25 protein-coding genes and 4 pseudogenes are annotated in these 23,715 nt (G+C 62.6%); 8 read left to right on the top strand and 21 right to left on the bottom strand.

Annotated elements, in window-relative coordinates; translation table 11 throughout:
* Nucleotides 1-201: 201 nt before the first annotated feature.
* The 11 genes and pseudogenes from ACTGJ9_RS20855 to ACTGJ9_RS20805 all read right to left on the bottom strand — a co-directional run bounded on the left by ACTGJ9_RS20855 (nucleotide 202) and on the right by ACTGJ9_RS20805 (nucleotide 8,452).
* Nucleotides 202-1,143, bottom strand: a complete 942-nt coding sequence (locus ACTGJ9_RS20855; protein WP_456672662.1) for a hypothetical protein — start codon at nucleotides 1,141-1,143, stop codon at nucleotides 202-204.
* The gene (locus ACTGJ9_RS20850; protein ID WP_456672661.1) at nucleotides 1,140-2,876 is read right to left on the bottom strand and encodes a hypothetical protein; all 1,737 of its coding nucleotides are present in this window, start codon (nucleotides 2,874-2,876) and stop codon (nucleotides 1,140-1,142) included. The genes ACTGJ9_RS20855 and ACTGJ9_RS20850 overlap by 4 nt, the downstream gene beginning before the upstream one ends.
* Nucleotides 2,873-3,793, bottom strand: coding sequence for an SIR2 family protein (locus ACTGJ9_RS20845; protein ID WP_456672660.1), 921 nt, complete (start codon nucleotides 3,791-3,793; stop codon nucleotides 2,873-2,875). Before ACTGJ9_RS20845 ends, ACTGJ9_RS20850 begins: the two co-directional genes overlap by 4 nt.
* 32 nt (nucleotides 3,794-3,825) lie before the next feature.
* On the bottom strand, nucleotides 3,826-4,050 hold the full coding sequence (locus tag ACTGJ9_RS20840) for a hypothetical protein (protein ID WP_456672659.1): 225 nt from the start codon (nucleotides 4,048-4,050) through the stop codon (nucleotides 3,826-3,828).
* A gap of 44 nt (nucleotides 4,051-4,094) precedes the next feature.
* Nucleotides 4,095-4,544 (bottom strand): hypothetical protein, encoded by a 450-nt coding sequence (locus ACTGJ9_RS20835; protein ID WP_456672658.1) that lies wholly within the window; start codon nucleotides 4,542-4,544, stop codon nucleotides 4,095-4,097.
* A 10-nt stretch (nucleotides 4,545-4,554) separates the two neighbouring features.
* Complete coding sequence (locus ACTGJ9_RS20830) at nucleotides 4,555-5,496, bottom strand: TIR domain-containing protein (RefSeq protein ID WP_456672657.1); 942 nt, start codon at nucleotides 5,494-5,496, stop codon at nucleotides 4,555-4,557.
* Nucleotides 5,497-5,735: 239 nt separating this feature from the next.
* Nucleotides 5,736-6,155, bottom strand: a complete 420-nt coding sequence (locus tag ACTGJ9_RS20825) for a GFA family protein (protein ID WP_456672656.1) — start codon at nucleotides 6,153-6,155, stop codon at nucleotides 5,736-5,738.
* Nucleotides 6,156-6,279: 124 nt separating this feature from the next.
* Nucleotides 6,280-6,986 (bottom strand): annotated as a pseudogene (locus tag ACTGJ9_RS20820) (class I SAM-dependent methyltransferase).
* 269 nt (nucleotides 6,987-7,255) lie between these two features.
* Nucleotides 7,256-7,681 carry a class I SAM-dependent methyltransferase gene (locus tag ACTGJ9_RS20815; protein ID WP_456678772.1) on the bottom strand — a complete coding sequence of 142 codons (426 nt, stop codon included), beginning with the start codon at nucleotides 7,679-7,681 and terminating at the stop codon, nucleotides 7,256-7,258.
* A 31-nt stretch (nucleotides 7,682-7,712) separates the two neighbouring features.
* Nucleotides 7,713-7,868: pseudogene (locus ACTGJ9_RS20810) on the bottom strand (class I SAM-dependent methyltransferase); the annotation flags it as partial.
* Between the two features lie 410 nt (nucleotides 7,869-8,278).
* Nucleotides 8,279-8,452 (bottom strand): hypothetical protein, encoded by a 174-nt coding sequence (locus ACTGJ9_RS20805; protein ID WP_456672655.1) that lies wholly within the window; start codon nucleotides 8,450-8,452, stop codon nucleotides 8,279-8,281.
* Nucleotides 8,453-8,557: 105 nt separating this feature from the next.
* On the opposite strand from ACTGJ9_RS20805, the gene ACTGJ9_RS20800 reads away from it, so the two are divergent.
* Nucleotides 8,558-8,944, top strand: coding sequence for a hypothetical protein (locus ACTGJ9_RS20800; RefSeq protein WP_456672654.1), 387 nt, complete (start codon nucleotides 8,558-8,560; stop codon nucleotides 8,942-8,944).
* A gap of 334 nt (nucleotides 8,945-9,278) precedes the next feature.
* Entirely contained in the window at nucleotides 9,279-9,533 is a 255-nt protein-coding gene (locus tag ACTGJ9_RS20795) for a hypothetical protein (protein ID WP_456672653.1), read from the top strand.
* Between the two features lie 27 nt (nucleotides 9,534-9,560).
* Here the strand turns inward: ACTGJ9_RS20795 and ACTGJ9_RS20790 are convergent, their stop codons facing one another.
* The 4 genes from ACTGJ9_RS20790 to ACTGJ9_RS20775 all read right to left on the bottom strand — a co-directional run bounded on the left by ACTGJ9_RS20790 (nucleotide 9,561) and on the right by ACTGJ9_RS20775 (nucleotide 11,981).
* A complete protein-coding gene (locus ACTGJ9_RS20790; protein WP_456672652.1) occupies nucleotides 9,561-9,803 on the bottom strand; it encodes a hypothetical protein in 243 nt (80 codons plus the stop codon).
* A gap of 232 nt (nucleotides 9,804-10,035) precedes the next feature.
* Nucleotides 10,036-10,743, bottom strand: coding sequence for an outer membrane protein (locus tag ACTGJ9_RS20785; RefSeq protein ID WP_456672651.1), 708 nt, complete (start codon nucleotides 10,741-10,743; stop codon nucleotides 10,036-10,038).
* 287 nt (nucleotides 10,744-11,030) lie between these two features.
* Complete coding sequence (locus tag ACTGJ9_RS20780) at nucleotides 11,031-11,453, bottom strand: hypothetical protein (RefSeq protein WP_456672650.1); 423 nt, start codon at nucleotides 11,451-11,453, stop codon at nucleotides 11,031-11,033.
* A 198-nt stretch (nucleotides 11,454-11,651) separates the two neighbouring features.
* On the bottom strand, nucleotides 11,652-11,981 hold the full coding sequence (locus tag ACTGJ9_RS20775) for a His-rich protein BRANT (RefSeq protein WP_456672649.1): 330 nt from the start codon (nucleotides 11,979-11,981) through the stop codon (nucleotides 11,652-11,654).
* A 240-nt stretch (nucleotides 11,982-12,221) separates the two neighbouring features.
* Between ACTGJ9_RS20775 and ACTGJ9_RS20770 the strand changes: the two genes are divergently transcribed.
* On the top strand, nucleotides 12,222-12,764 hold the full coding sequence (locus tag ACTGJ9_RS20770) for a tetratricopeptide repeat protein (protein WP_456672648.1): 543 nt from the start codon (nucleotides 12,222-12,224) through the stop codon (nucleotides 12,762-12,764).
* Nucleotides 12,765-12,872: 108 nt separating this feature from the next.
* Nucleotides 12,873-14,255, top strand: a pseudogene (locus ACTGJ9_RS20765) (serine hydrolase domain-containing protein); the annotation flags it as partial.
* Here the strand turns inward: ACTGJ9_RS20765 and ACTGJ9_RS20760 are convergent.
* A pseudogene (locus ACTGJ9_RS20760) lies at nucleotides 14,253-15,818 on the bottom strand (S10 family peptidase); the annotation flags it as partial. The pseudogenes ACTGJ9_RS20765 and ACTGJ9_RS20760 sit on opposite strands and share 3 nt — an antisense overlap.
* A gap of 233 nt (nucleotides 15,819-16,051) precedes the next feature.
* On the opposite strand from ACTGJ9_RS20760, the gene ACTGJ9_RS20755 reads away from it, so the two are divergent.
* The 3 genes from ACTGJ9_RS20755 (at nucleotide 16,052) to ACTGJ9_RS20745 (ending at nucleotide 18,084) form a co-directional block, all read left to right on the top strand.
* A complete protein-coding gene (locus ACTGJ9_RS20755) occupies nucleotides 16,052-16,831 on the top strand; it encodes an NAD kinase (RefSeq protein ID WP_456672647.1) in 780 nt (259 codons plus the stop codon).
* A gap of 98 nt (nucleotides 16,832-16,929) precedes the next feature.
* Complete coding sequence (locus ACTGJ9_RS20750; protein ID WP_148778380.1) at nucleotides 16,930-17,475, top strand: response regulator; 546 nt, start codon at nucleotides 16,930-16,932, stop codon at nucleotides 17,473-17,475.
* Nucleotides 17,476-17,505: 30 nt separating this feature from the next.
* The gene (locus ACTGJ9_RS20745) at nucleotides 17,506-18,084 is read left to right on the top strand and encodes an Hpt domain-containing protein (RefSeq protein ID WP_456672646.1); all 579 of its coding nucleotides are present in this window, start codon (nucleotides 17,506-17,508) and stop codon (nucleotides 18,082-18,084) included.
* 124 nt (nucleotides 18,085-18,208) lie between these two features.
* Here ACTGJ9_RS20745 and ACTGJ9_RS20740 read toward each other — a convergent pair whose 3' ends face one another.
* The 4 genes from ACTGJ9_RS20740 to folE form a co-directional block, all read right to left on the bottom strand.
* Nucleotides 18,209-19,384 (bottom strand): DUF2336 domain-containing protein, encoded by a 1,176-nt coding sequence (locus ACTGJ9_RS20740; protein WP_456672645.1) that lies wholly within the window; start codon nucleotides 19,382-19,384, stop codon nucleotides 18,209-18,211.
* A 158-nt stretch (nucleotides 19,385-19,542) separates the two neighbouring features.
* The gene (locus ACTGJ9_RS20735) at nucleotides 19,543-20,559 is read right to left on the bottom strand and encodes a lytic transglycosylase domain-containing protein (protein WP_456672644.1); all 1,017 of its coding nucleotides are present in this window, start codon (nucleotides 20,557-20,559) and stop codon (nucleotides 19,543-19,545) included.
* A gap of 229 nt (nucleotides 20,560-20,788) precedes the next feature.
* On the bottom strand, nucleotides 20,789-21,211 hold the full coding sequence (hisI, locus tag ACTGJ9_RS20730) for a phosphoribosyl-AMP cyclohydrolase (RefSeq protein WP_456672643.1): 423 nt from the start codon (nucleotides 21,209-21,211) through the stop codon (nucleotides 20,789-20,791).
* A 27-nt stretch (nucleotides 21,212-21,238) separates the two neighbouring features.
* A complete protein-coding gene (folE, locus tag ACTGJ9_RS20725; protein ID WP_456672642.1) occupies nucleotides 21,239-21,931 on the bottom strand; it encodes a GTP cyclohydrolase I FolE in 693 nt (230 codons plus the stop codon).
* 235 nt (nucleotides 21,932-22,166) lie between these two features.
* Between folE and ACTGJ9_RS20720 the strand changes: the two genes are divergently transcribed.
* On the top strand, nucleotides 22,167-22,622 hold the full coding sequence (locus ACTGJ9_RS20720) for an iron-sulfur cluster assembly scaffold protein (protein WP_456672641.1): 456 nt from the start codon (nucleotides 22,167-22,169) through the stop codon (nucleotides 22,620-22,622).
* Nucleotides 22,623-22,638: 16 nt separating this feature from the next.
* On the opposite strand, the gene ACTGJ9_RS20715 is transcribed toward ACTGJ9_RS20720, so the two are convergent.
* Nucleotides 22,639-23,541 (bottom strand): hypothetical protein, encoded by a 903-nt coding sequence (locus tag ACTGJ9_RS20715; RefSeq protein WP_456672640.1) that lies wholly within the window; start codon nucleotides 23,539-23,541, stop codon nucleotides 22,639-22,641.
* Nucleotides 23,542-23,715: the final 174 nt, after the last annotated feature.

Raw genomic sequence — 23,715 nt, 5'->3', positions numbered from 1 at the left:
ACACAGAGAACGAGGAGCCCCCTGTGGGCGAAGCGCCAACAGCTGGTCCTGCTGTGTCGACCGATCGATCTAACGGGAATTTGCATAGCCATTATTCGCCCCAACGCGTTGCCAAGCGCCGCGTTACATCGTTCGGCTCTTGCGGGCGAAGTTGTTTCCTCCCCGATTGCCGATCGCGCTTCGGTCTCGCGGAATGCTTCTTTATACGAGCATCTTCTGGAACTTTCGTCTTTCGGCGATTTTGGGGTCCACAGCGCGCAAACGATCCAAGACTTTATCCAAGGCATATACAGTGGACGGCGGCGCGTCGCCCACGATTGCCGCGACCACATTGAGGAGTTTTTCCGGAGCATTTCTGTACAGGTCTTCAGATGCGTCGGATATGCTATAAACCGTCGTATGGGCGCGCGGGTCGTCAGGACGAAGAAACGGCAATATTGCGTCGGCAACTTCCGAAAATGCACCGCCCGAAACCAGCAGCAATCTGACGAGTTCAAAATTCGCGGCGCTAGTTTGCAACTCAACGTCCAGTGGCCAGATGCCGTGAAAAACCATCCCTACGACGCTGCTCCAGCGAATTGATTTCTGCTCTGGCGTTGCCTGCTCCAGCTCTACGGCCAGCCGGTTTGCGACCATTGGCAGCACAGCAGAACCAACTCGCCGCAACGCCGCCCGCGCCTCGATATCTGACAAGGGGTATCCTGCGTTGTCTGATCGGTTTACTAAGAGGAGAGAAACCAACCATTCGCTGAATTTGCCGAGTGTTTCGATCGGAATGTCTGTACGGCCGAACAGCGCGAGGAATGAGCGTTTGAATAGCGCAAACAGGTCGGGCGATCCGATGTAGGCAGAGTATAATCTTGCGGACCACATATCGCCTGCTTCCGCATGAGACCAGTCGAACAGTGGGACAATATTGTATGTGGTCCATGTGGGGGCGCGATCAAAGAAGAAGGGCAAGTCTGCTGCAAGGCGTACTCGCGCGAGCAATCCGGGGGTGCCCGGCATTGCGATAAGGCGATCTAGACGGCTCCGCACGGCGATCGGAATGTTCCCGCTATCTCCAGTTCCAATCCTATGGATCAGTATCTCTGCTAGCCGCCCGCTTGGCGCGTTCACCGCCTTATTGAACAGGTCGCTCAATGGCTATCTCCATCGCCGTCGGTTAGCGACGCATTAGCTACACGATCCCACAATGGCCACAACTGATCTTCGGACAGCGTCTTGGCATGATCTGCCAGCCACGAAGACGCTGCGTCGACTACATTTTCAAAGTGACCCGTCGAGGAACATAAGAGCAGTGAGGCCATCCGACTTTCGGTCGCGGCATCAACATAGGTTGTCCGAGACCAAAGGGCCTGTTGCCAAAGCTCTTTTGGCCAAGCTCCAGAGGCTGCGGCGGCCGCCAAGCCGCGGATTGCGCGATCGGGCTCGCTGATAGACAGGGAATACCATGTATCATCCTCCCCGAAGCGTGACACTGCCGCCAGCTTCTGTGCTTGGGCAACGAGCTGGTCATCGGAGACGGCTTTGAGCGCTTCATCGTTATTGCCGCGGCTCCGAAAGCCGCTCTCGTGCCAAACGTGAAACCCGATCTGCTCGCTGGGTTTCGGGCGCCATTCAGGCCAGCGAGCCCGAATGTCATCCAGAACACGTGTCGCTTTATCGTCGATATCGACTTTGCGATGAACCATATCAGCTAGGAAATCGTATCGCGAGCGATCGATGTATTGATCAACATCGGCGCTACTCTTGAACCAATCGCGGGGCGGCCCTTCGCAAAGCCGTTTCAAAACTTGAGCTCTCTTCGCGAGAGAAAAGTCGTTCCACCTCTCCAGAATGAGGCGATAGGCTTCAACGCTGGATGCCGTCAGGAAAAGCTCACCTGATGGCAGAGCGAGTATAGTTTCGGCAGCATCTTTTCCCGGCATTGCGGCATTCGCAAACGCAAAGAGGGCTAGGCGCCGGGTTAGGCGAAATTGACTGTCTCTCCATGTTTTTGCGATCGCTAGCGCTCTATCTTTCGACTTCGATGCGAGACGCGACCAGACCTCTGCAGTCACACGGACTATAGCTTGAAAGCCGGATCGATATTCGTTCTGTTGATGTCGAGCAACGGAGGGTACATCAGTATCGGAGACACTGTAGCCCTCGTTGGTTTCCGCGCCAGCGTCCGTCGCGTCGGCAAGCGCGGCATTAAGTGCTGAGGTAAGGTGTCGAAGAAGCTCTTCGTCTGCCGTGGCAGGGAACGTTGTTGACCATGCTTCGATCGCGTCTTTCGACGTGACGCCGTCTCTCACTTCGTAGTCGATCGACATTAGGTCGCTCGGACGTTCCGGAACGCGATCTTGCTCTTCTCGGTACCAGGACAACCGCTTTCCAACCTTGATCCTTGGCCGCAACGAGTTTGACAATCGTTCCAACACGTCAACGGAGTGGTCGCCCTTTCGAAGTTTAGGGAGAATTTCGAACCATTCGTTGTGCGCGAGCCCACGGCGCGCCGAACGCATGTGGCGGAGTATAAGCGACCAACTCTTTTGCAGTAGTGGAGGTAATTCCAGCGTCTGAGCACTCAGGCGGAAATCCAAGAGCGTTGCGGTTTCGGGTTCGAAGGAGTTGATGTTCGCCGCAACGTCTCTAACGGCGTCGATATCGGAAAAATTCCGTTCGATCCAAGCGATCAGCTGTGTATCGCTATTAACGAGCTTTGCTTCCCAAAGGAATGACAACCAAGCGAGCGAAGGATTAATATCCGACAACGTCAAAGCTAGATTGCCATCTGAGAGTAGAAAGCGAAGTTGGTCGCGTTCAAACGGCGTTGTGTCGGCTGGTGTCCTTTTGCGGAGTAAACGAAGGGGTAAGGGACTGTCAGTCATGATGGGGCGACCTGCCCTAAGATGGCCTCGATACGCTTGCGGCGGTAGTCAACGGGCTGAATTGCGTACCGCGCCCATTCGGACAATGTAGTGTATATTGCCTCGTAGTCCGGGAACTCGATGGGCATGATCCCTTTCGCCTTCCACAGCGAGGCTGATCCGGGCGCCTCCTTCTCAATCGCATATATCGGATGAAGATCATTAAAACGAGAGCGGTCTGCATCCAATGTTTCAAGCAACAGACGCATAGCAGTGTCTTCTGCTGCATATCCCACTAGAACAAGGACGCCGAGACGCATTCTGTCTTCAACGTAACGGGACGCCCACCCGCTGCGTAGATAGGCGTCACCAAAGTCCGAGCTTGTGAGAATTAGCTCCGTTTGATCCAACCCTAGAACCTCATCACCGAGCCGACCATGCAGATGGAGGATACCATGGTCCCGTTCCCCACCCGCTCTCGGCATCGCCAACCCCGCCGAACTCGGCGCGGTCAAACCAACGTCGCGCGCGGCGCGCTCAAACAGTGTGTCGAAGTTTGTTGTCACCAGCCGTGGACGGCCATCACTATCTCTCGACAGATTGAGGAGCGACAGATGATCCGGAAACGGGCCGCTAGGGGCAGCCAGCAACTCGGCGACCGCAGCCCTTACCTTCGAATGCATTCCTGGCCGATGCGTCCGCTTTTCTAAAGAGCGCAAAGCCCTGTCGTATTCTTTTCTGAGAATGGCCTCACGTTCCGCGGGCTCATCGCCGGCATCTTCGCCCAATTTCGCATAGACGCGCGTGGTTAGCTTTTCGAATGAAGGCAAGTCACGGCGAAACGAAACTCCTGCTCCGCAGAGGAAAGTGGCCGTGCCGTTTGTTACGGCACGGATCAATTCGTCCGGTATATCGGGTCCCTGCTCGAAAAAACGCACGTGTTGGCCGCTCCCTTATTGTCTGGGCTGGATCAGCCCTGCGCGACGACTGCGCAGCCGCGTTTTAGTGCGGCCTCGAATACCTGCTTCAGCCCGGGGTCTGCAAGGATGGCCTCGCCCGGCATGAAGTCGTCCACGGTGTGCCACTCGAAGCCGCTGCTCGGCTCGGGCAGCTTCGTAGGATCAAGCACGTACGCCGCGCGGCCGGGACCTTCACCAAAGGCGCCTCGTTCGATGAATTTCTGCAGCCGGTTCATTCCGTTTCCTTAGACTGGGCTAGGTCGCCGCCCGATCGCGGCGTTCAGAGATTGTCCAAATTCTGAAGAAACCAGACGCGGAAGGTCTCCATCTGCGGCGTCCAATCCTTCGCCTCTAACTTCGACGCCGCCCGGGCGATCATCATGGCGGCGTCGAAGCACGTGATTTCCATCGCGCCATCGCCGCCATGCTTCAGCCAATAGAATTCACGATTAAGGACGTTGATCCAGTCCTTCTGCTTTGCAAATCTCTCTTTGGCGCGCGGGTTATCGCGCAAGCCGGCAAACAGATGATGGCCGTCGCGTTCTATCATCCCCTCAGCTGCGCCGGCGAGCGTCAAGGCGATCTCAAATTTGCCGCGCTCAAAAGCGTCAATTGCAGCGTCAACCTGTCGGCTCGCGGCTTCCGTTAACGTCAGGCTGAGAGGATCGGCGGGCAGCCGCGGGCCGCGGAAGCGGCGCCGGGGTCTGACCTTTGGTCGCAGGCGATCCATGCAGCCGGCTCTACTTGTGGAAGATCGTCCACGCGATCACCGCTGGCGCGGCCGCGGCGAGGGTCGCCGCCAGTTCGTTAGGCGAGAGCCTTCCCCAATCGAGATTTGAGTAGCCCGCAGCTTGCAATTCACGAAGCAACTCTGTCTTCCAAGCGCCGCGGTCGTCCATGTCTGTGTAGCCAATGCCCGCGAAATCGGAGGGCATCTCGATATCGCCCTTTTTGAGGGCGCACACGCGGTTGCGGCCTAGGCGCCCTGCGAACCAAAACAGTTCCCCGATGACGTTCTGTCGCGCGCGCGGCCGAAGTTTATCGGCATCGAGACCGCCAACGTCGTCCGGCGTCAACACCACCACCGCGAAGCCCGCAGCGCCCCCATGCGCTTCGAACTTTTCGATTATGGTGCGTCCTTCATTAGGCTGTCGGTGCAGGACAATCGGCTTTAGACCAGCGCGCTCAATCAGGAGTTCAACCTCGTGCTTGGCCGGGGTGTCCCGTCCATGGACGATGAAAACCTCGTCATTCGCGGCCACAGCGCTTTGTTGTAACTGGACCGGGATGACTGCCTCTTCACCGATCTCAGCCAAATCTTCTTCGATCGATCGAACCGCCTCCCGGAGTAACGCGAGCGCATCCGCCTTCCCGTCGGCTAGCCATTCGTGAACTTTGTAGAGCGGATCGGGACCGCCGCCCAGAACAAGGCCGCCACGATCGAGATTGGTCGCGGCGTCGAAGCGATGTCGGCGTGATGAGTTGTGTCCAAGAACAGTATCGAGCGTGTCGGCGATAGCGGCTTCGAGGGCTTTTGTTTCCGGCGCCCAGCGCTCTTTGACGCTTTCCGGTTGGAATGCCTCAAGTTCGGCAATGCGTCGCTGAAGCCTCTCAACCCCTTGGCGCAGCTGCTGAGGGCTCTTAGGCGTCGACGTTGGAGCAGTTTGAGACTTGCGGGGCATGGCGACCGGGTTCAGTAAAGGGCCAATGAAGGACGACCACGGCTGACCTATTACACCGCCCAGCCAGCGCCGGGCATGCTCCCGGTGCCGTTTTCCCCGGCAAAGCTCCGCCAGCGTCCGCGATATGTTGGTAGCCTTGTTGGTATGGCGCCGAGTTATTGCAGAAATTGATGTGTATTATCAAGTTCTTGCAACTAGCTTTCAATCCCCTCAGCCGCACCACGCTCTGTGCGCCTTCGTCAGTTCGAGGTCTTCCGCAGAGTGCCCCGTTGGAGATGCTCGATGTCAGCGCCATTGATCTCCACCCAGACATGCTTCGACCGCTCGAAGACCGATTTGATTGGCGCCGGGAAATTCGGGTCCGCAATCACGCCGACGGCGACGCCGATCATTGCAGGCAAATTGTCGGCCTTCCAATAAACGGTCGAGCCGCAGTCAGAACAAAAATAGGAGCGGACCGTGCCGCCGCTCTCGGCGGGACGAGCATATTCCTTCGGCGTCCCTGAGATCGTGACGGCCTCGGCCGGATAAAAGGCACCGACGCCAAATGGCGCGCCGGTCCGCCGCTGGCATTCGATACAGTGACAGGCCGCGACCCGATTGGTCGGTCCTGGAAGCGAAATGACGACTGCGCCACAACTGCATCTAGCGTCGATCATGGAACGCACTCCTTGCATTTATTGCTTCGATGTCGGGATGTTTGAGTCCGGCAATTTCGCATGGGACGTCGGAGAACGCGCACGGGCGCGCTGGTCCTGCCGGCGATGACGATCGGGCGGCCAGTCAGACGGACCCCATACCGCGGTCAGACAACTCATCGAGCCGCCAGAGCCCGAGGCTCTTGTCGCGCCAGCCGCCACCGCCCTCGTCGCAGCGTTCGTCGATCAGTTCGCGCGGGGGCGGCCAATGGAACGGCGCCTTGGTCATGTTGAGCGCGCGCCAGTCGCCGTCCTCGCAATCGCCATTGTCTTCCCACTTCGGAAACGTCGTCGCCAGCAGGAATTGCGCGCCGCTTGCGCGAAAGCGAGCGATGGCGCGCGCGATGTTCTGGAAGCTCAGATGCACAAGACAGTCGCGGCACAAGATGATGTCGCAACCCGGCAGCGGATCGCACGTGATGTCGGCGACGAGAAACCGGCCGCGCACATCTCCTCGCGCCACGCGCGCAATGTTGGGCTCGATCAGCGACGGCACGATGTCGATGCCGGTATAATCGACATCTAGATTGATGCTGCCGATCCAGCCCGCATCGCCACAGGGCGCATCGAGCAGCGAACGTACGCCAAGCCGCCGCAACAGGCCGGGCAGTGCCGCGCGGATGCCCGCGGTGGCGCGATCCTCCGAGCCAAGGCCCGAGACCGAGGTCGGAGCCCCCAGAGGTTGGTCCGCTCAATGCGTTCGAAGCGCGCGGCGAGATCGAGGCCAATAAAATTCTCGCGGTCGGCAACGAACCGCTCATGGGCAAGGACGGAGGGACGATGGGAGATCATCGGATGGGACTCGGGTCAAGATTTCGTCGCAAGCGCAGTATAAAAGCGATACCTCGCATTCGAAACATTTCTCCCACGAGACAGCCGATGATCAGCCGACGCTCGGCTCTAGCCGCCATCGCCGCACTGCTGTCCCCCGTCGCCGCACGCAGCGCGCCCAACGAGCAGGCCTGGCTTTGATTTCTCCGACACCGACCCGATGACATCAGATGCAATCGATCGCGTCGCACGATTCTTCAAGGCGAAGCTCGCCGCCTGACCACACCCGCTCAAGCCTGCTTCTGCCACTCCATGATATGAAAGAACGGCACCCGGCGATGAAAGGCATTCCTGTCAGGGTCGCCGCCTTTGGGCTCCGGCTCGACAAATAGCCGCAATTGAAGGCCGTGATCGAGCAGCAGCGTCATGTAGGTGCTGAGCGGACGATGCCAGTTCTGAATTCGGATGCCGCGCCAGGTCACCCAGGTCGACCGCTCGTCCATGTAGTGATCGATGATGAAGCGCAAGGCGCCCTGGCCGTCGCGCGTCCAGCCGTCGGGCGGACCGGCGGTGTTGAAGCTGGTCAGGTTGGCGATCAGGAGCGTACCGCCCGGCCGCAGCGCTGCCACCATCCTCGCGATAGCTCCAGCGAGGTCGGGCATGTCGATCAGGCTGAGATAGCTGACGACCAGGTCGAACTCCGCTTCGATATCCATCGTCTCGGCACGCCCGAGCCGATAGTCGCCGTCCGGGTCGAGTTCCCTGGCACGCCCGAGCCGCTTCGGTCGGATCGATGCCGGTCGTGCGAATGCCGGCGCGCTGCATGACGCGGCAGAAGCGCCCCTCCCCGCAGCCGACATCGAGCGCATTGCGGAAGCCGCGCCCCTCGACGCGCGCCCGCATCGGCGCATCCAATACAAAACGTCGGCCATAGTCACCGTGCTCGCCCTGCTCGACGATCCATGCAGACGCAGACGTAGCCCAGCCGTGACTGACGTCGTCGCTCATGGCGTAACCTTCCGGAAAGGTGTTGGCCGCTTGCGTCGCGGGGACGGTTACTGACCACGGATTGGATCAGCGTTCAACATCAGGTAGAGTACAGGCCGCATGCAGCCTTACACCAGCCGGGAAAGCGCCAAGATCATCGCCGGAGCGGTCGCGGCCGTCGTGGCAACGCTCTTCCTCTTCGCGGTCGCGATGGCGCTCTTGCTGCCGCAATAGGAGCGGCGGCGCACCGTCCGCGGAATTTCCCGAGCCTAGGCCCAGGTGCAAATGTCGGCACCGCGCCCAATGTCAATCCACGCCGGCGATAGCTATCGATCAGGCAGGGTGGAGATCTCATGCCCATCGTCAAGCCGGGCATGGACGCGCACCAGGTCCTCGACGAACGCAATCACCTCCGCCCGCTTATCGGGCGGCAATGACAGAAAGGCGCGTACGAGCCGCAGGCCCTGCGCTTCGTCCGACGGGTCGGCCCTGGAATCCATGCATCCATTCTCGGGCGTCCGGGAAAAATATGCAATCCCTTGCCGACAGCCTTCTTGATTCGGCGCCCCGGCTTTGCTGGAATGGCTCCAACAGGGTGGTGGATCATGAAGTGGATCAGAGAGCGCGACGCACTGATCGCGCAGACACTGGCCTTCGTCCAATCGGTTTCCGGCAAGAGGGATGATATCCGTCAGCCGGATACCGCCGCGGTTGCGCCGGTCCTGGCCGCGGAGATCGTCTCCGTCCAGGCCGTGACCGTCGCGTTCGAGCAGCAGGCCGATCCGCCGCAACAGGCCGCGGCGCCGCCGCTGCCGGTCACCCCGCCACGGAGGGCCGGCGATTTCCGCAGCGAAATGCAGGCGCGCATCGCTAACTTCAGAAAGCATCAGGAGCGCTTCGAGCGCGAGCGCGAGGAATATTGCGCGGCGACCCTGAGCAAGCTGCGGGCCGCCATGGGCGATGCCGCCCCACCGCCGCCGGCCCGGAAGTAGAGCCGGCTCGCCTACCACAAGACGTTACAGCCAAGCTCTTACAGCCACGACCACACCAGCCAGAGATTGGCTGCACAGGCACCGAACAGTGCCAGCGTCAGTGGCAGAAGCATGTGCCCGCAGCAGGTTTTCAGGTCGGTCGTCATGGCCGGAAACATCCCCTGATTCCGTCAAACGAGTCCCAAAGTTTCTTTTTGGGCGGATTCAGGACTCGTTAAGGACTCAGAGCACAGCTCTCTGCCCCCGTGACCATGGTGCTCGATCACGGCCCCGTGATCAGCTTGGAACCCCTCGGGCCATGAAGCCGTTGATGGGCTTTCCGGGAGCGGGAAGCATGCCTTACGCCCTGTTCTGCAACGACAGCCAGATCAGCAAAGCCTATCCGAGCGAGGCTGACGTCTGGAAACTCGCGCAACGGAGCGGCCTGGTCGTGGACGTCGGCACCGACGACGAGCGGCAAGGTCCGCGCCGGGTGCTCGACAATGACTATGAGATCAGATCGTGCCGAGCCGCCCAAGGCGAGGACCCGGCCAAGAACAAGGCGGACGCCGAGCGGGAATCCAGGATGGAGCTTCAGCTCAACTCGTGAGATCGAGCCGGAGACTGGCCGAGTGCCTCAGGGCGTCGCGGTCGCCAGCGAGGCCTGCTCACCGGCAAGCGCCACGCAGGCCTTGCGGCGGTGCAGCCCGCGGATCGCCCCGGTGACCTTGAGCACCTTGCCCGACGGACAGGCGGCGTCTTTCACGAAGGCGACCTCATAAGGTGCCAACATCAGAGGCTCGGATTTGAGGATTGTTTGGGCAGAGCACGGCAGGGCGACGAAGCACGAGACCACCACCACCGACGCCAAGATACGCATGTTCGTTGTCCCACCAGCCCGGCAATTCAGTAATAACGCTGTCCGGAGCGCGAGTTCCGTAAGCCGCAAAAATTATTTTTGCTTTACCCGATCCCCGTGACACGCGTGAGAAGCCGCGCGCCAGACTGTTTGCTTGCAAATGACGCGCCAGATGGTTCACGCAAGGCAAACAGACGAACGGCCGGCGGGACGCCGGCCTTTGTCAGATCGTGGTCGTGCTGCGCGCGGCGGATCAGTAGCGCGAGGCAGCGGGACCGCCCCAGCCGAAGCGGTAATTCACACCGACCTTGACGGTATGTTCGTCGTCCCGGCCGCGAACGCCGACGACGTCGGCCGGACCGGAGGTGATCGTCGTGCTGCCGAAATTGTAATACTGGTACTCGGCCTTGGCCGACCAGTTCGGCGCGAACATGTATTCGAGGCCGGCGCCGACGGTATAACCGTCCTTGCTGTTGCCAGTGGCGGTAAAGGCCTGCGGCACGCCGGCGATGTTCACGCCGAGGCCGCCATTGCGCCAGGCGTAACCGCCCTTGGCGTAGAGCAGCGCCGGGCCCCAGGTGTAGCCGATGCGGCCGGTCACCGACCCCAGCTGGTCGGTGCCCGAGGTTACCTGCGTGCCCAGCGGGAACGTGACACCGTTATTGTTGGTCGGCAGCCAGGAATACTGGGCCTCGATACCCACCACCCAATTGGGCGCGAACTGGTAGTCGAAGCCGCCCTGTACGCCGCCCAGGAAGCGGGCGTCACTGGACTGGAAACTGCTGTCCCCGGCGAACGCGCCGCCGACATGGCCGCCGATGTAGAAGCCGGTCCAGTTATAGATCACCTGCGGCGGCGTGTAGGCGGGAGCCTTGGTGTAGGTGCGCGGCTGCATGTCCGCTGCGGCCGCCGGTGCGGCCAGAGCGAGCAAGGCTGCTGCCCCGAGCAAAATCGTCTTCATGGTCATCCCCGTTCTTTCATTTACGACACTCAGGAAACAACGTGGCGTGAATTGGGTTGCTTCGCGGCGATGCCGGAACGTTGATCGTTCGTTACTGTGACGGAGCGGCAACATCGCGCTTTTGTTCCATCACGTCGGCCTGCGCAGACAGATTTGTCGGTCCGCACGGGTCCAGCCGCAACGATTTGTCGCAAGGCAAAACCGATCCGTTCAAAGCTCGCCGAAATGTGATCCGGCGGCTCCGGCGGTTCCTGTTCTAGCACTGCGCGATGAAGGCCGGCTTTGCATTACCGCGTCATCTTTTCCAGTTCTGGAAAGGGTGCGTAAACCGCGCCTGCGCAGAGTTCGTTGGCGCGTTCGACGACGCGGTCGGCCCGGCCGTTGACGTAGATGATGGCGCGCTCACGCATCGCCTTATAGGTGCCATCGGTCTCGCGCGGGGTGAAGTGCAGGCAGCTGATATAGAACTGCCGGCCGCCGACCTCCCTCAGCACCGGATCGGCCATGCTGGCGTCGCGCACGCCGACCGGATTGTTGAGATAGGCGCGCATCAGGGCCAGCGCGTCACCACGAAAATTGTCGGGAAACGGCTGCGGCCCTCCGGCCTGGCCTCCCTCCATCAGGGATGGGCGGTCACCATCGCTGCCGAAACAGGCCGCGAGCGCCAGAGGCAGCACCAGGATCGCCGCGCGTTTTGCCGATCGCCCCAAGGGATCACATTCTCCAGCCAGTCGGACTCGGCGTTGTTTCTAGCTGCAAGGCTGCGCAAGGGAATTCGCTTCCACAAAGCGCGCCGGCCCGCCGCCAGCGCCTTCGCGCTTGCGCGCGGGACGTGACGAACGAGCCGGGCCTGAACTCCGCACGCGGCAGCAGGGCAATCCAGGGATACCGCCGCGCGGGATCAGTCGTTAGCTGCGCTTCTCGATGGTCGCCGGCTTGGCGACGCTCGACTGCGTCTTCAGCGGCTTCTTGACCGACAGATGCTTGTGGTGATGACGATGCGTCCGCACGGTCTTGTGCTCATCCGGCGTGATCGCGGCGTTGGCGTTCATCGCCTTGGTCTTGCTATCGGCCTTGGCATCGGCGCTGGGTTTGGCGGCGGTGGTCGAGACCTTGGTCTGAGTCTGGTCCGCCTTGATGACCGGGGCGGTCGTGGTCGTCTTGCCGGCTTCAGCTGCGAAGGCCGGGGCTGCGATGACGGAAGCTGCGAGCAAGGCTGCGGAAATGGTCTTCAACATGGTCGTCTCCTCTTGGAAGGATCTTGAGGCGGGCGCCCTCTCGCCAACCCTTCGATCATGGCCCAGAGCCTAGAGGGAGCGCACTGAACCCTGTCTGAAGCCCGCGGCCAGCTCCCGTTCATCTCGATGACAAGTTTGTCATCTCAGCAATGGCGGGTGCCGGGAATGTTTCTGCGTACCGGGTGTTCCGGTATTCGGGCAATCGTGTAGGATCGCCGCGTTCCATACGGGAGAACTTCAATGCGCAAACTCTCAATGCTTGTTGTGCCGGGACTTGTCGCCATGTCGCTGGCGGCGGCGCCGGTGCTGACCAGCGCCTATGCGGCCGGCAGCGATGAGCCCTCCACGCCGCCGAAGTCGGACAACTCGTCCAAGAAGGGCAAGAAGAAGAGCTCTTCCGTCAGCGATCCGAAATTCCTGGCGGCCTATCGCACCGCCTACACCGCGATCTACGACAAGAACGACTATACGGGCGCGATCGGCCAGCTGAAGCAGCTCAAGCGTGACGACGTTGCCGACGTGGCCAACCTGATCGGCTACTCCTATCGCAAGCTCGGCGACTACCAGTCGTCGAAGGTCTATTACGAGATCGCGCTGAAGGACGATCCGAACCACGTCCGCACCTGGCAGTATTACGGCCTCTGGCAGCTCGAGCAGGGCAACCGCGAACAGGCGCAGTATCACCTGAACAAGATCGCCATGCTTGCCGGCACCGACAGCTCCGAGTATCGCTCGCTGGCCGCCGCACTCGACAAGCCGACCGGCGCGACGCTCGTCTACTAAAGACATCGCATCTTCGCATGGCGCGAACGGGCACAACCTTCCGGGTTGTGCCCGTTCTGCTTTCTCGGCTAGCTTCTCGCAACTGATCCCCTCGCAAATTGGTGCGCAATGGACACGTGGCTGCGATCCGCGATCGACTACATCGGCTCCTGGATCGAATTCCAGCAGACGACCGTCCAGCAGCCCGGCGTCATGGTCGCATTCGTCCATCGCGGCGAGGTCGTTGCCGAGCATGCGTTTGGTCTTACCAATCTCGACACCGGCGAGCGGCTCACGCCGCGCCATCGCTTCCGCATCGCCTCGCACTCGAAGAGTTTTACGTCGGCGGGCGTCATGAAGCTGCGCGAGCAGCGCAAGCTCAGGCTCGACGATCCCGTCGGCCAATATGTGAGCGGCCTGCAGCCGCGCGTGGCCGAGACCACGATTGCGCAAGTGCTTTCGCACAGCGCCGGACTGACGCGCGACGGCGCCGATTCCGGGCAGTTCATCGACAGCCGTCCCTATCTCAACGCCAAGGAGCTGCTCGCCGACTTGAACGGGCCTCCCGCGATCGAGCCCGGCTTACGCTTCAAATATTCCAACCACGGCTTTGCCCTGATGGGGCTCGTCATCGAAGCGGTGAGCCGGGAGCCCTATTCCGCCTGGATCAAGCGCGAGATCGTCGAGCCTGCAGGCCTCCGCGAGACCGAGCCGAATGCGCCGCTTCCCAAGGGCGCGCTGTTTGCGCGCGGCCACACGCGAAAGCTGCCGCTCGGCGAGCGCTGCGTAATCCCTGGCGATAACCCCGCGCACGCGATGGCATCGGCCGCAGGCTTCGTCGCCACCGCCGCCGACACCGCGCGCTTCTTTGCCCAGCTCGCCCCCAACGCCAGGAAGAGCGTGCTGTCAGTCGCGAGCCGCCGCGAGATGACGCGCAATCATTGGCGCGTGCCGCAAAGTTTCGAAGGCTATTACGGCCTCGGCGTCAACGCCGGCAAGACCGACGGCTGGGACTGGTTCGGGCATGGCGGCGGCTTCCAGGGCTACATCTCAAGGACCTGCTCCATTCCCGGATGCGAACTCGCGATCAGCATCCTCAGCAACTGCATCGACGGCGCGGCCCCGATCTGGATGGACGGTGCCATGCAGATCCTGCGCGTCTTCAAGACCCGCGGTGCAGCCGACCGGCGCCTGCGCGACTGGACCGGCCGCTGGTGGACGATCTGGGGCGCGAGCGATCTCGTGCCCGCCGGCAACCGCGTGCTCGTCGCGAATCCGCAATTCAACAATCCGTTCATGGACGCCGCCGAAATCGAGGTCACGGGCCGCGACACCGGCAAGCTCGCCTGGGCGGCCGGCTATTCCAGCCACGGCGAACCCGTGCGCCGCGTCCGCGACAAGCGCGGCAGGGTCAGCGACATCTGGCTTGGCGGCGCCAACATCAAGCCCGCGAACGTCGTCGCGCGCGAGATCGCGCGGCGGTATCCGCCACGAAAACGCCGGCCTACTCCTGATCAGCGCCTCGACCTCGCTCCGAAGCGCCTGTCGCGAGCCATCGCGCGAATAGAACATGTGGCCGCCGGGATAGACGACGAATTTCACGCGCGACGTCACAAAGGCCGGCAGCTGGTCGAGCGCCCGCTTCGTGCCGAAATAGGGCGTGGCGAGATCGAACAGGCCGTGCGCGACCAGCACGTTCAGCTTCGCGTCGGTGGCGAGGATCTGGCGCAGCTCCGACAGCGATTGCGGCGGGTTGATGCCGCCGCCAAAGTCCCAGTTGCGCTCGACGGCGCCGTTGAGCACTTCATAGGAGCCGTCGGGCCGCCAGTTGAGTTTTCGCGTGAGAACATCGACCGCGGCACTCGTCAGCGGCGCCTGAAGCGCATCGCCCGAGGGGTCGCCGAAGCGCGAGCTGCTCGAATCCGGGTAGGGATCGAAGCCGCGCACGGAGCCGTCGTAGCGCCCGGTCACCATGCCATTCTTGCGGTCGAGCTCGCGACGGAATTCGCTGACGTCGAAGCGGCCGGCGAGCCTGCGGCTCACCGCCGCGTCGATGCCGGTGAGCTCTGCGACTTTGTCGGCAAGACGATTGGAGGCTTCCTTGTCCGCCTCGCCCTTGACGAGATCGGCCAAAAATTCGCCGCGCGCATAGGCCTCGACATCGGCGAGATCGGCGCGCTTGACCGGCCCCTTGGCTTCACGTGCGACCGCCACATAGCTCGGCAAGGTCGCGACATATTGCAGGAGGCTCGTGCCCGTGAACTCGCGGAAATCCAGGAGCGGGGACACCAGGATCAATCCTTTGACTCCGACGCCGTGCTGAATCTGCAACTGGCGCACGACCTTCGGCCCACGAATGCCGCCATAGCTCTCGCCCACGACATATTTCGGCGAGGTCAGGCGGTTGTGCTTCTCGAGCCAGCGGCGGATCACGAGCGCAATCGAGTTGACGTCGCCATCGACCGAATAGAACCGTTTGCGTGCATCCTCGCCGCTCGCGATGACACGGCTGTAGCCGGTGCCGACGGGATCGATGAAGACGAGGTCGGTGAAGTCGAGCCAGGTTTCCGCGTTCGGCTTCACTTCGGGCGAGGCCGACGGCGACAACCCCTCGCCGTCGAGCGGCAGCCGCCACGGCCCGACCGCGCCGAACTGGAGCCAGGCCGACGAGGCGCCGGGCCCGCCGTTGAACAGGAATGTCACCGGGCGCGTGCGATCGGCACCGTCGAGCTCGTAGGACGTGGTGGCGATGTCGGCCAGCGGCTCGCCCTTGTCGTCGAAGACGCGGATGGAGCCGGCGGTCGCGGCAAAGTTGAGCATTCGGCCCGGCAGATCGAGGGTCTGCTTGGTGGTCGAGTCGCCGGGCAGACGATGCTGCTCGGCGGCAGATGGCGAGGCCTGTGCGGCATTGCTGCCGCGCCCGCCCTTCTGTCCCGCAGGCGCCGTCGCCTCGTTGCGCGGCTGCGGCGTATCGTCCGCGCGCGCCAAGTCTGCGAACGTCAAGCCCGCAAGCGCGATACCAGACACCGCCAGCACCAGCGCCGCACGGCGCAGCATCGGCAAGCTCATGATCATGATTGTCCTCCCGGACCCGCCCGTCGGCCACTGGCTGCAACTGTAGCTGGCAATTGCGACGGTTTGGGGGATCGGAGGCCCCGGATGGGCTTTCCGGGCCGGTCCGCATGGCTTTTGCCGCCCTCCGCCGACCCGTTTGCCTTGCCGGGCGGTCATCCTCGACAATGGAGGCCCAGGTCGTATAGACGACCTCGGCAGAACTTTCTCGAGCCAGCGACACCAACCTGGAAGCCATGACCAAGCCATCGCGATACGACCGGATCGCCTTCGTCGCCAGCCCGAGCAGCGAGGCAGAGGCCGCGTTCCACCAGCTCACCACGCAATATGGCAATTGCGATCCGAGTGAAGCCGACGTCGTGGTCGCGCTCGGCGGCGACGGACTGATGCTCCAGACGCTGCACCAGCACATGCGGTCGGGAAAGCCGATCTACGGCATGCACCGCGGCACGGTCGGCTTCCTGATGAACGAATATTCGACGCACGACCTGCGCGCCCGGCTCGAGGCAGCGCATGAATCCGAGATCAACCCGCTGCTGATGCGCGCGACCGATACCAATGACCGCGTCCACCTGCATCACGCCATCAATGAGGTCTATCTGTTCCGCCAGACTTATCAGGCGGCGCGTCTGCGCATCCTGATCGACGAGCGCGAGCGCATGCCCGAGCTGATCGCCGACGGTATCATCGTGGCGACGCCGGCAGGCTCGACCGCCTATAATCTCTCCGCCCAGGGCCCGATCCTGCCGATCAACGCCGCGTTGCTGGCGCTGACACCGATCAGCGCTTTCCGGCCGCGGCGCTGGCGCGGCGCACTGCTGCCCAACACGGCCTATGTCGTGATCGAGGTGCTGGAAGACGACAAGCGGCCCGTCGCGGCCGTTGCCGACCATGAGGAGGTACGCAGGGTTCGGCGCGTCGAGATTCTGTCCGACAAGACCATCTCGATGCGCATGCTGTTCGATCCCGGTCACAGCCTGGAGGAACGGATCCTGCGCGAGCAGTTCGGCTACTGACCTGCCTGCACCGCCGCCCGCCGGAGGCCGTGCGCAACGCTTCGTTAACCCTCGGCGCGATATGGTTAACGAAGGTTGACCGTTTTGGCCCAGGCGTCATGTTTCGCATCGACTTCAACAAGCTGCGTTTTCTCGTCTGCGACGACAATCCGCACATGCGCCGCATCCTGCGGACGCTGCTGCATTCGTTCGGCGCGCGCGAAGTCTATGAGGCCGAGGACGGGGCGACGGCGCTCGAAATGTACAGCCACTACGTGCCCGATATTGTCATCACTGATTGGGCAATGCCGATCTTCGACGGGCTCGAGCTCGCGCAGATGATCCGGCAGCCGGACTCCAAGGGTAATCCCTATGCGCCGATCATCATGCTGACCGGCCATTCCGAGAAGCGCCGCGTCACGGTCGCGCGCGATGCTGGCGTCACCGAATTCCTGGCCAAGCCGATCTCGGCCAAGGGCCTCTACCAGCGCATTCTCAACGTGGTCGCCAGTCCCCGGCCCTTCATCAAGACCAAGACCTATTTCGGCCCGGACCGGCGCCGCAACACCAACTCCGCCTATATGGGCCCGGAACGCCGCGTCGGCGAAAAGCACGAGGTGCTCCAGCAGCCCTCGCTGCTCGACAAGGCCCGCTCCTCCATCTAGCGCAACGTCTCACCCTACGAGGCAGGCATCATGGCGAAGAACAGCGCAAAGGACATCGAGATCGCGGCCTTCGCCACGCATCAAATCATCACGCAGCCCAATCCGCTGCGCAAAGTTCTGCGCCGGGTCGAGGAAAAGGATCTGGACGATCCGATCGGACGCGCCGAGCGGGCGCTTGCCGGTCTGTCCGGCGAATTCAAGGACTGGATGACGACCGAGGTCAACCGGCTGTCGTCTGCCTACGTCGCGATCCGCAACGACGGCTTTACCAAGGCGCGGCGCGACGAGCTGTTCCACGCTGCGCATGACATCAAGGGCGACGCCGCCACGTTCGGCTTTCCTGCCGCGGCTCGGGTTGCCGAGAGCCTGTGCCGCGTCATCGAGCACGCGCCGGATCTCGAGAAAGTGCCGGCCGAGCTGTTCACGCACCACATCAACGCGATCCTCGCCATCGTGCACGAGAACACCAAGCTCGACAGCATCAGCGTCTCCGCCGAGCTCAGCCGCCGTCTGCGCAAGGTCGCCGACGACTATCTCGCCGACGTCAACCGCGACCGCCCCGAGCATCTCGAAGTGATCCTGGCGCCGAGCATCGTGCCGGCGGAGTAAGGACTCAGCTCTCTCGTCTCGTCATTGCGAGCGCAGCGAAGCAATCCAGAAATCCCTCCACGGAGGAGCGGTCTGGATTGCTTTCGCTGCGCTCGCAATGGCGGAGTTTGCGGGCGGGCTTGAACTACGCCGCGATCAAATTGTCATACACCGGATCGATTGTGTCTTCCGCAACGAGCTCGTCGCAGAACAACCTCGCCTCTTCGCGCGCGGATTCGGTGGCGAAGCGGCGCAGCAGGACCATCAGCGGCTCCGTGGCGCCGCGATCGGTCTCGCAATGGGTCAGCACACGCTCGACCATGCGCCGGCGCAAGCGCGCCGCGGTGTCGTCGGTGTCGACAAAGCCCTGCTCGTGGCAGGCATCGAGTGCGACCTGGAACGCCGCGAACGTCGCCTCGGGTAGCCCTGCGCGACGAAGCAGCGCGTGCAGGCTGTTGCCGCCACGGTCGTGCAGCAGCGCGGAGACGCGCGCGAGCGGCAGATCTGCGAGTTCGGCGAGCGCGGCATCAAACAATTCGAGATTGCTCGACAGCAGCGCGCGCAGGATCAGGCCCGCGGTGAGCTGGCCGGTGATCCGCAGATGCTTCACCAGGCCCTGCATGTCGTCGCCGCGGGAGCGCGCTGCGATATTCATGGTGGAGCGATCACGCGCCTCGGTCGTCATGCGCTCGGCACGGTCGGCGCTCAGCCAATTCCGCGCAACGACGAACTGCGCCAGCGTCTCGGAGAGCTTTGCCACCAAGGCAGCGCGCGTCGCGGCCGGAATGTCGTCCAGCACCAGCATCGCCTCGCGGATCGCAGCGAGGTGGCCATGACGCTCGACGATACGATTCCACGAAAACGGTGCCAGTTCGGCGTGGGGATTTTCGATCAACTCCAGCGCGGCGGCCGCGCAACCGACCTCGGCGATGGCGGCGCAGACCGAGACCGGCAGCGCAATACGGCGAGCAACAGCACATTGCACCTCGTCGTCGCCGGTCGCGACGATGTCGACGAGATCGGCATCGATCAGCAGCGGCGAATGTTCGAGCACGGGCAGCGCTACGGTCGGCTGGTCCGCCGACAGCGCCCGCACGATCGACGGCGGCGCATCCGTGCTGCGCGCAAACGCCTCGGCCATGGCCTGCCGCACCAGCGGCGAAGGATCGTCGAGCAGCATCAGCAGCGCGCCCTCGGCGGCAACACGGTCGTCGTGAGAAAGGTCCGAGATCAGCCAGGCCCGGGCCAACGCCCGCGTTGCCTCCGCCCGCTCACCGGCGGGCGCGGTCCTGATCCAATTGATAAACTGCCGAACGATCATGGTGCTTCCGGCTTACGCAACGAAAAAACGAAATGGTGACGGCCTGTCACCTGCAACACAAAATAAACCACGACGCTTAACAAAGCGTTCACCATAACTGGCTGGTTTTATTGATGATTTGTTAAGGGCCGGCGGCAGCGCAACGGCGCGATAGTGCGCTAGCTCGAGAACGTGCCGCTGCGATCGCTGAACAGATCGAGCGGCTGCGGCGGCCGCACGTCGGGTGTTGCCGACGCGGCCGAAGTAAGCGAGGCGTTGTTGCCCCACAATTTCTGCACCGTCGTCGAGACCGGCTGCGTCGCATCGCCGGGCTGATAGATCGAACGGAATGCCGGCGTGATCGGCGTATTGTCAGCGACCGTCGCCGACGATGTCGCGCCCACGGGAGTCACGCCTCGTGCATCCGGGAAAGTCTGGAGATAGGCGGCGCCATCGACCATCGGCGCGGTGGGCTGCACGCCGTTGGCGGCGGCAACCTGTATGGTCGACGGCGTGTCGCCATACATCGCCATCGCGCTGCGTGTGGATTTCGCATTCGAGGCGCTGGCATAGCGCGCGTTCAGCACCGAATAGACTTCGGAGACGCTGCGCGCGCGGCCGTCCTTGGCGTAGAAGATCGAGCGGTTGGCGGATGCCGCATTGGGAAACAGCCGCGCACCGACCGCTTGCGGGTTGTCTTCGGCATTGGCGATCAGTTTCGCCGCGCCGCCGATGCCCATGAAATGCGCCATGTAGAGTTCGCTGTCAGACGGCCTGCGGCCGAGCAGACCGGTGAGCTTGAAGCTGTTGGACTGCGTCAGCGCCGCCGCCATGCTGGAAGCGGCCTCGGGATCATCGCGCAGCTTCATGATCGAGCGCTTCATGAAGGGATCGTCGACGGTGTAGGCGCCGGACGACGTCTTGCTGATGGCGCCGGCATAGTTGCCATAGCCGAGCTGGGGGCCCGCCTCTTTCACCGTGCCGAGCCAGGTCTGATCGATGAACTGATAAAGGCCGTGAGCGGACGAGGTGGTGGCGCCGGCCGACGGATCGAAATCCGATTCCATCTTGGCGGTGGTCAGCAGGTATTCGAAGCTGACGCCGGTCTGGTTCGAAGCCTGCTTGATCGCGCCCGCAACGCGCAGCGATGAGTCGGTTGCGGCCGTTTGCGAGGCACTGGAATTGTCGACCGACATGATGGCGTGACGGGCCCGCGCGGTATTTTGAGCGGCGCCGGCAATTCGGACGCCTGATCGTCTCACCGTGGGACAGTTATGGTTAACGCCGGGTTAATTCGGGGGTCTGCCCCTCCCCGAGTCATTCCGGGGCATGGCGCAGCAATGAGCCCGGAATCCATCTAACCGCGCCTGATGCCGTAGAATGGATTCCGGGCTCGCGCTTCGTGCGCCCCGGAATGACAGCCCGCTATGTCTTGTAGACCGCGTTCGGATCAAACAGCCTGTCAGCATCGATGAAGACGAGCCTTGCTTCGCCGCCCTCGGCCTCGACCTTGCGATAGAAGCAGGACCGGCGACCGGTGTGGCAGGCGGCGCCGATCTGCTCGACGCGCAGCCAGACGGCGTCTTGGTCGCAATCGGCGCGGATTTCGACCACGCGCTGGGTCTGACCTGAGGTCTCACCTTTTCGCCACAAAGCATTGCGCGAGCGGCTGAAGTACCAGGCTTCGCCGGTAGCAATGGTCTTGCGCAGCGCCTCGTCATTCATGTGGGCGACCATCAGCACGTCACCGGTGGTGACGTCGGTCGCCACGCAGGTCACGAGGCCGGCGGCATCGAACTTGGGGAGGAAGGACAGGCCTTCCTCGATCTCGTGGGAGTGAGCGGACACGACAATCCTCGCCGGTTATCCGCGAGGTCAGCGCGTCATGCCTCGCACCATGGACAGGAAGCGGGCCTGCTCCGCGGGATTGTCGCGGAACATGCCGGTGTAGCGGCTGGTGAAGGTCGAGGCACCATGCTTGGCGACGCCGCGCACCGACATGCAGGTATGCTCGGCCTCGATCAGGACGGCAACGCCACGCGGCTTCATGATTTCGTCGATCGCGGCCGCGATCTGCGCCGTCAGATGCTCCTGGGTCTGGAGCCGGCGGGCGAAGATGTCGGTCAGCCGCGCAAGCTTCGACAGGCCGACGACGCGTTCCACCGGCGTATAGGCGATATGTGCCTTGCCGTAGAACGGCATCATGTGATGCTCGCATTGCGAAGTGAACTCGATGTCGCGTACCAGCACGAAGTCGTCATAACCGGCGGTCTCGCCGAAGGTGCGGTCGAGCACCTCGGCCGGGCACTGGTGGTAGCCCTGATAGAGTTCGTCGAAGGCCTCGACCACGCGGCGCGGCGTGTCGAGCAGGCCCTCGCGCCCGGTGTTCTCGCCGATATAGGCAAGCAGCGTCTTCACCGCTGCTTCCGCCTCGGCACGCGCGGGGCGCGGCTGGTCGGCGCGGACAGCGGCCGCGAGGAATTCGGCAGGATCAAGCTCCGCCGGGCGGCTCTCGGGCTGCTTGTCGGAGGGCTTGTTCGGGCGGATGGATTTGATTGCAGCGTCCATGTCTACTCCGTTCGACGGCCTTGCGGCCGGAGTGTCACCGGCAGACGGGGCGGACAAGCCGCCGAACGCCTGAAGAGAACAATATTTGGCGAAAGAGGTCGCTTGGCAACAACGCCGGATCTGGATCATCGCCGACGCACCGCCGGACTGTTTTTCCGCCAGTTCCAGCCCTATATAGGGCCATGGACCGCGCCCGCCAAGGCCGATCCGGCAGGTCAGTGTTGGACTCCATCACATGCTGAACGACATTTATAACAAACGGATCATTGAGCTGGCCGGGAATATTCCGCGCCTCGGGCGGTTGTCGGACCCCGATGCCACTGCCACGGCCCATTCCAAGCTGTGCGGCTCGACCGTCAAGATCGATCTCAAGATGGAGGGCGACACCGTCACCGACTTCGCGCATGACGTAAAGGCCTGCGCACTGGGCCAGGCCTCTTCATCCATCATGGCAAGTCACGTGGTCGGCTCGACTGCAAGCGAACTCCGGCAGTTACGCGAAACCGTTCGCAAGATGCTGAAAGAGAATGGCACGCCTCCCGACGGCAAGTGGGAAGAAATCAAGTTCCTCGAGCCGGTCCGCGACTACAAGGCGCGTCACGCCTCGACGCTGCTGACCTTCGATGCCGTGGTCGATGCGATCGGCCAGATCGAGGCCAAGGCAAAGCAGCCGGCCACCGCGCAGGGCTGAGTCCAGGCTGAAGCTCTTACTTCTGCGGTGCCGCAACCGGTGCCGCGACGCCGCCGGTCGGGACCACGGCTTCCGCGGTCTTGGTCGACCTGGCAGGTTGCAGCTCCGGTTCCTCGCCGAACCTTGCCTGCGTCTTCGGCGCAAGCTCGGCCACCGCAGGCGCCGTGATATCCACATGCGGCAGCACGTCGGCCACCAAATTGGTCGTCACGAGATTGGTGAGCTTCAACTCGGCAGCGTCCAGCTCGTGCAGATCTTCCCAGGGTGGGACGTTGAGCGCGAGCGACAGCAAGTCTCCCGCTCCGCCCATGTCAAAGGTGTATTTGGCGAGCCGGCCGATGTCCCGTTCCACGATCATCAGATCCTGCGCGCTGTAACTCGCCGCCTTGGCATCATCGGCGCGGTCGCCCATCCAGATCTGATGGACGCGCACATGTGCTGCTTCCGGCACGTAGCGCTTCTTGCCGGCCAGCAGCAGGAACACGCACATGGATTCGCAATAGGCTTCCGAGGTCACCGCCGGACGAGCGCCCTGCCTGCCGCCGCCCTGCTGCGTGATGCCGACGGTGGTCAGAAGGCCGAGGTTGCGGAAGCGGCGGCCGAGCGTGATCGCGTCGTTGACGGAACCGCCGCTGGAGTCGAGCACGACGGTGGCGCCGCCGAGCTGGCGCCCGCGCGCGAAGTCGTCGAAGTCCTTCGGCGTATCAGCCGTGATGATGCCGACCGCACTGACCCAGCCGCGGCAATTGGGCTCGCAGGCGACCCAGCCGAACTTCATCGGCAACTTGCGCTCTTCGAGCGAGGCGCCCGCCCTGGCCGACGAACCGAAGGTCGCGACGGCACCGGCCAGCACGACACCCAAAGCGGCGGTTCCCACCAGCAACCAGCCGCGAAGATTGAACGACTTCAGAACTTTCAAACTGGTTCCTTCCCCAAGCCCCAAAAGCAATCAGGCAAGCCCCGTTTCGACATCCCAGTGAACCTCACATGAACGTCGCAAAAATGGTATCCGGGGGAATACAGATCGTCCATAGGTAGTTGCTGCAGTGCTCCCAAAAAGCAGGCAAACTATGGCGCGGACACAACGATACGC

It is taken from the genome of Bradyrhizobium sp. RDM12 (genome assembly GCF_051917485.1).
Lineage (GTDB): Bacteria > Pseudomonadota > Alphaproteobacteria > Rhizobiales > Xanthobacteraceae > Bradyrhizobium.
The sequence above is the reverse complement of the archived record's forward strand: the minus strand, read 5'-3'. Positions and strand labels throughout refer to the sequence as shown.

What these genes read in the sequence shown, in the direction of transcription:
- ACTGJ9_RS20850 (WP_456672661.1), bottom strand. Translation starts at nt 2,876, where the DNA reads ATGACTGACAGTCCCTTACCCCTTCGTTTACTCCGCAAAAGGACACCA.
- ACTGJ9_RS20840 (WP_456672659.1), bottom strand. Translation starts at nt 4,050, where the DNA reads ATGAACCGGCTGCAGAAATTCATCGAACGAGGCGCCTTTGGTGAAGGT.
- ACTGJ9_RS20835 (WP_456672658.1), bottom strand. Translation starts at nt 4,544, where the DNA reads ATGGATCGCCTGCGACCAAAGGTCAGACCCCGGCGCCGCTTCCGCGGC.
- ACTGJ9_RS20830 (WP_456672657.1), bottom strand. Translation starts at nt 5,496, where the DNA reads ATGCCCCGCAAGTCTCAAACTGCTCCAACGTCGACGCCTAAGAGCCCT.
- ACTGJ9_RS20825 (WP_456672656.1), bottom strand. Translation starts at nt 6,155, where the DNA reads ATGATCGACGCTAGATGCAGTTGTGGCGCAGTCGTCATTTCGCTTCCA.
- ACTGJ9_RS20815 (WP_456678772.1), bottom strand. Translation starts at nt 7,681, where the DNA reads ATGGATATCGAAGCGGAGTTCGACCTGGTCGTCAGCTATCTCAGCCTG.
- ACTGJ9_RS20805 (WP_456672655.1), bottom strand. Translation starts at nt 8,452, where the DNA reads ATGGATTCCAGGGCCGACCCGTCGGACGAAGCGCAGGGCCTGCGGCTC.
- ACTGJ9_RS20800 (WP_456672654.1), top strand. Translation starts at nt 8,558, where the DNA reads ATGAAGTGGATCAGAGAGCGCGACGCACTGATCGCGCAGACACTGGCC.
- ACTGJ9_RS20795 (WP_456672653.1), top strand. Translation starts at nt 9,279, where the DNA reads ATGCCTTACGCCCTGTTCTGCAACGACAGCCAGATCAGCAAAGCCTAT.
- ACTGJ9_RS20790 (WP_456672652.1), bottom strand. Translation starts at nt 9,803, where the DNA reads ATGCGTATCTTGGCGTCGGTGGTGGTGGTCTCGTGCTTCGTCGCCCTG.
- ACTGJ9_RS20785 (WP_456672651.1), bottom strand. Translation starts at nt 10,743, where the DNA reads ATGAAGACGATTTTGCTCGGGGCAGCAGCCTTGCTCGCTCTGGCCGCA.
- ACTGJ9_RS20775 (WP_456672649.1), bottom strand. Translation starts at nt 11,981, where the DNA reads ATGTTGAAGACCATTTCCGCAGCCTTGCTCGCAGCTTCCGTCATCGCA.
- ACTGJ9_RS20770 (WP_456672648.1), top strand. Translation starts at nt 12,222, where the DNA reads ATGCGCAAACTCTCAATGCTTGTTGTGCCGGGACTTGTCGCCATGTCG.
- ACTGJ9_RS20755 (WP_456672647.1), top strand. Translation starts at nt 16,052, where the DNA reads ATGACCAAGCCATCGCGATACGACCGGATCGCCTTCGTCGCCAGCCCG.
- ACTGJ9_RS20750 (WP_148778380.1), top strand. Translation starts at nt 16,930, where the DNA reads ATGTTTCGCATCGACTTCAACAAGCTGCGTTTTCTCGTCTGCGACGAC.
- ACTGJ9_RS20745 (WP_456672646.1), top strand. Translation starts at nt 17,506, where the DNA reads ATGGCGAAGAACAGCGCAAAGGACATCGAGATCGCGGCCTTCGCCACG.
- ACTGJ9_RS20740 (WP_456672645.1), bottom strand. Translation starts at nt 19,384, where the DNA reads ATGATCGTTCGGCAGTTTATCAATTGGATCAGGACCGCGCCCGCCGGT.
- ACTGJ9_RS20735 (WP_456672644.1), bottom strand. Translation starts at nt 20,559, where the DNA reads ATGTCGGTCGACAATTCCAGTGCCTCGCAAACGGCCGCAACCGACTCA.
- folE (WP_456672642.1), bottom strand. Translation starts at nt 21,931, where the DNA reads ATGGACGCTGCAATCAAATCCATCCGCCCGAACAAGCCCTCCGACAAG.
- ACTGJ9_RS20720 (WP_456672641.1), top strand. Translation starts at nt 22,167, where the DNA reads ATGCTGAACGACATTTATAACAAACGGATCATTGAGCTGGCCGGGAAT.